Consider the following 3,175-nt stretch of genomic DNA (forward strand, 5'->3'; position numbering starts at 1 on the left):
GGAGGCCCTCATACAGACCGCGTAACGAGACGTGTCTCAGACTGCTTGACATCTTCCGGGTGGCCCCGTTGCGGGTCTTGACGAACCGCGGAGCCCGGGCCGCTTTCTCCCCGGCCACGACGGCCTTGGCGCGGTTCTCCTGCAGCGTCAGCGTCTTGCCGTCCCGGGCGGCGCGTTTGGCCGAGTAGGCCCACACCGCCCGCCAGGACCCGGGATGCTGGACGGGGTCCCAGACAGGTTCGGTCTTCACCTTCGGGTCGTTCTCGACCTTGCGGCCGGTGCGTGGGGTGATGGTGTCGATGATCTGGGCGTCGGTGAAAGCGTCCCCGTGCCAACGGAAGTGGGACTCCAAGTCTTGGGGTGCCTTGGTGACCCGGGAGCCGACGATGAACCGCAGCCCGGCCTCGTCGACGAGCTCGCGCAGGTTCGTCGCCGAGAGCATCCCGGCATCGGCGACCACGACCATCTCGGCCAGCCCGTGACGGTTCTGGAACTGCTTGATGATCGGGACGATCGTCAGCGTCTCGGCCTTGTTGCCCTGGTAGCAGCCGATCTCGAGGGGGAACCCGCGCCGGTTGAGAATGACAAGCCCATTTGGCCCCACTGTGCTGTTTTGATTTGGCCCCACCCTCGGGTTGGTTGACCGCTCGCCTGGTTGGCGGGCGGGTCAGGCGGGGTGGGTCTCCTTTCGTGGCGTGGTTCGGCTGGTGAGTCGGTAGCTGGTGGTGCCGGTCTGGATGATGTGGGCGTTGAAGGTCAGCCGGTCGACGACCGCGGCGGCCAGGCGTGGGTCGGTGAAGGTCGCTCCCCATTCGCTGAACGGTGCGTTGGACGCGCACGCGATCGAGGCGCGTTCCTCGCGGGCGGTGATGATCTGGAACAGCAGCTCGGCGCCGCGGGGGTCGAGGTGGATGTAGCCGACCTCGTCGAGGCAGAGCAGGTCGAGTCGGGCGTAGCGGGCCACGACGCGTGAGAGCTGTTTGTCGTCGGCTGCCTCGACCAGTTCGTTGACCAGGGCGGCGGTGGTCACGTAGCGGACCCGGCGGCCCTGCTCGGCCGCGGCGGTGCCCAAGGCGATGAGCAGGTGGGTCTTTCCGGTGCCGGAGTCCCCGAGCAGCACCAGCGGCTCACCGGCGTCGATCCACGCGCCGGTGGCCAGGTGCGCCAGTGTTGCCGGCGGCAGGTCGGGGACCTTGCGGGTGTCGAAGTCGGCCAGCCGCTTGGTGCGGGGGAACTTGGCCTCGTTGACCCGCCGGATCCGTTGCCGTGCGTCGCGTTCGTCGCACTCCGCGGTCAGGACCTCGGCTAGGAACGCGGTGTGTGAGAGCCGTTGCTTGGCCGCTGCGCGAGCAAGGTCGATGGCTTGCTCACGCACGGTGGGCAGCCGCAGCGAGGTCGCCGCGACCATCACAGCGGCCTGGGCGGCCTGCTCGCTGACCTGGCGCACCGCCGGTGCCGTGCGGTTGCTCGTGGGGCTGGTCATGCGGACTCCTCCCGGGCCAGGAGGAGTTGGTCGTAGCCGGCCAGCGACGGCACGGGGCGGACCACCGCTGCGGCAGCACCGGCTCCGGGTGGCAGCGGCACCGGCGGTGGCGGCGCACCGAGCGTGGTCGCTTCGCTGCGGCGGCGTGCTTCGACCGCGACGAGATCGGGGTCGTAGTTCCCCAACCCCAACGCAGCGTCCATCCCGGCGGCGACCGCGGCCGCAGACATCGTGCGGTGCAGGAGCAGCGCCCCGACCAGGCAACGGGTGCCACCGGCATCGCCGTGTGCTCGCCGGGCTGCTTCCCAGAACCGTTGATGGGTGGGCGTGAATGCCCCACACGCTCGGGCGGCGACCAGCGCGGTCGACCCGGCCAGAGCGCCGGGCTTGCGGACCAGGACCTCGAGGTAGTGGTCCAAGACGAGGTCCTCGCTGCCCTTGTGCAGCGACCTGGTGTGGGTCGCGACCAGCTTGCCGTGAGCCGAAGGGTCCAGCACCCGGATGGTGCTCGCACCGAGCCGGACCTCCAGGCGCCTGCCGGCGTAGCGGGCGGGCACCGAGTAGTAGGACTGCCGCACACAGACCCTGGCCTTGGCATCGACGCGGCACGACAGCGTCGCAGCGACGTCGAACGGCACGCCCGGTAGCGGCCGCAACAGCGGCAGCTCCCGCTCGGCGGCCGCGCCGACGGTCTCAGCCCGGGAACCGATCCGGCGGGCATCGTCGCGGGCGTCCGCGGCCGCCAACGCCTCGTTCAGCGCGGCCAGCGACCCCACGTGCGGGACCGGGGTCAGGTGGCGGCGGCGGAACCGACCGATCTCTCCCTCGACGCCGCCCTTCTCATGTGCCCCGTCCTTGCCCGGGATGCAGTAGAAGGAGTCGTAGCCATAGTGGGAGCGCAGCGCGATGAACCGCGGGTGCTCGAACCGTTCCCGGCCCAGCGCGACCCGGATGACCGCGGGCTTGAGGTTGTCGTAGCGGATCATCCCCACCGGCACCCCGCCCAACGCTTCGAACGCGCGGACGTGGCCGTCGAGGAACGACTCCTGGGACTGGTTGGCATAGGCGATGTGGACTGCCTTGCCCGAGTGCGACAGGCGCAGGCAGAACATGCATAGCTTCATCACCACCCCCGCGATCGAGGCGGTGAACTCGCCGAAGTCGACCTCGGCCTCTTCGGCGGGCAGATGGGTCTGCGGAACCGCCACCTGGCCCACCTGGTCGCCGGCGATCTCGACCCGGAGCCGGGCGACCAGGTTCCGCACACTGGACTCAGCCACCACTGCTCCTTCCTCCTGATGACGCTCAGGTGAATCTCCCCAGTTCTGCTCACTGAAATTCCCCACCCCGTGGCTCCACCGGAAGCGGGTGGGGCTCCTTCGAAGATGGCGGTCTCTGACCACCAGCCATCTATCGAAGGAGCCCTCGCTTCCCATGCTGACACGGGAGGAAGACATCGACGCTCACGCGTTGCGCCGGCAGGGCTGGACGATCTCCGCGATCGCTCGGCACCTGGGCCGGGACCGCAAGACCATCCGCGCCTACCTCAACAACGAACGGGTCGCCGGCGAACGGAAGCCGGCCGGGGATGATCCGTTCGAGCCGTATGTGGACTACGTCCGCGCCCGGTTGACCGGAAGATGTCAAGCAGTCTGAGACACGTCTCGTTACGCGGTCTGTATGAGGGCCTCC

General features: G+C 69.2%; 3 protein-coding genes and 1 pseudogene. 1 reads left to right on the top strand and 3 read right to left on the bottom strand.

Going from position 1 to position 3,175, the window contains the following annotated elements:
• The 3 genes and pseudogenes from D6B71_RS22235 to D6B71_RS22245 all read right to left on the bottom strand — a co-directional run.
• Window positions 1–574: pseudogene (locus tag D6B71_RS22235) on the bottom strand (IS1634 family transposase); the annotation flags it as partial.
• 93 nt (window positions 575–667) lie between these two features.
• Window positions 668–1,483: an IS21-like element helper ATPase IstB gene (gene istB / locus D6B71_RS22240; RefSeq protein WP_121258991.1), complete on the bottom strand. Its 816-nt coding sequence runs from the start codon at window positions 1,481–1,483 to the stop codon at window positions 668–670.
• Window positions 1,480–2,763: a transposase gene (locus tag D6B71_RS22245; protein WP_206051925.1), complete on the bottom strand. Its 1,284-nt coding sequence runs from the start codon at window positions 2,761–2,763 to the stop codon at window positions 1,480–1,482. Before D6B71_RS22245 ends, istB begins: the two co-directional genes overlap by 4 nt.
• A gap of 154 nt (window positions 2,764–2,917) precedes the next feature.
• Between D6B71_RS22245 and D6B71_RS22250 the strand changes: the two genes are divergently transcribed.
• Window positions 2,918–3,139, top strand: coding sequence for a helix-turn-helix domain-containing protein (locus D6B71_RS22250; protein WP_206051926.1), 222 nt, complete (start codon window positions 2,918–2,920; stop codon window positions 3,137–3,139).
• Window positions 3,140–3,175: the final 36 nt, after the last annotated feature.

The sequence above is a fragment of the Nocardioides ferulae genome, assembly GCF_003660455.1.
Taxonomy (GTDB): domain Bacteria; phylum Actinomycetota; class Actinomycetes; order Propionibacteriales; family Nocardioidaceae; genus Nocardioides; species Nocardioides ferulae.

Bases quoted from the DNA above. Each gene is read 5' to 3' on its own strand.
- istB (WP_121258991.1), bottom strand. From the start codon at position 1,483: ATGACCAGCCCCACGAGCAACCGCACGGCACCGGCGGTGCGCCAGGTC.
- D6B71_RS22250 (WP_206051926.1), top strand. From the start codon at position 2,918: ATGCTGACACGGGAGGAAGACATCGACGCTCACGCGTTGCGCCGGCAG.